1 protein-coding gene is annotated in these 1,090 nt (G+C 78.3%); it reads right to left on the bottom strand.

Annotation, left to right across the window (positions count from 1 at the left end; genetic code table 11):
• Window positions 1-1,090, bottom strand: a 1,090-nt coding sequence (locus ACFSL4_RS22980) for a coiled-coil domain-containing protein (protein ID WP_465269762.1), incomplete at both ends; no start/stop codon positions are given.

Raw genomic sequence — 1,090 nt, 5'->3', positions numbered from 1 at the left:
CGTCGAGGAGCGCCGCGGCCGCGGCCTGCGGGGTGTCGAACCCGGCGCGGAAGGCGGCGTCGGCGAGGTGTGCGTCGGCGTCCTTGAGCCGCTGCGCGGTGTCCTCGGCGGCCCGTACGGCGTCCGCCGCCTCGGTGAACAGGGCGGCGTCGCCCTCCAGTTGCGCCGAGCGGGCGGCAACGCTCACGGCGGTCCCCCGGGCACGCGCCAACTCCTCTTCCAGGGCCGTCCGTTCCTGTTCGAGTGCCTCCCGCCGGGAGAGGCGGGCCGCGCCGCGCAGCGCGGCCTCCTGCCGGGCCGCGGCACGCCGCTCGCGCTCGTGCTCGGCCCGTCTGAGCTCCTCCTGCGCGGCGTGCAGCTGCGAGGCGCCCCGCCGGGCGGCGTCGTAGAGCCGCTCCAGCTCCTCGGCTTCCTCTGTCAGCCGGTCGGCCGGTGCGTCGCCTGCCTCCGCGGTGGCGGCGGCCAGTGCCTCCCGCAGGGTGCCGAGCCGCCGCTCGTCGTCGGCGAGTTCCCCCTCGGCGCTCCGGCAGGCGGCGAGGGCGCGCTCCTCCGTCTCCCGGTCGACGTGCCCGGCGACCTTCCGCGCGGGCGCGGGGTGGTCGACGGCGCCGCAGACGGCGCAGGGTTCGCCGTCGACGAGGTCGGCGGCGAGTTCCGCCGCGATGCCCTGGAGTCGCTGCTCCTTGAGGTCCAGCCAGTGTTCACGAGCTTTCAGCGCGCGTTCGCGGGCGGCGAGGGCGCGGGCCTCGGCCGCCTCTGCATGCCGTACGAGCTCGTCGCGCCGGCGGGCCGCCGCCAGCCGTTGCTGCGCGGGCTCGCGCCGCACCGCGAACTGCTCGGCCAGGGTGGCGGCCTGCCGGGCGGCGTCGATCCGGTTCTGCAGGCCCGTACGGGTGTCCTCCCAGTGGTCGAGCCAGCCCTCGGCGTCCTGCAGGACCGCCTCGTCGGCGCGCTCCTCGCGGTCCAGGCCGGCCCGCTCCGCGGCGAGTTGGGCCAGGCGCCGCTCGGCACGGCGGGCGGACTCGAGGCCGCCGAGTTCCTCGACGGCCCGGCGCACCCGCTCGGCCAGCCCCGCGGCCCTGGCGTCCAG

The organism is Streptomyces caeni (genome assembly GCF_042678285.1).
Lineage (GTDB): Bacteria > Actinomycetota > Actinomycetes > Streptomycetales > Streptomycetaceae > Streptomyces > Streptomyces caeni.
Note: the sequence above shows the minus strand (reverse complement) of the source record. Positions and strands in the feature narration are given on the sequence as shown.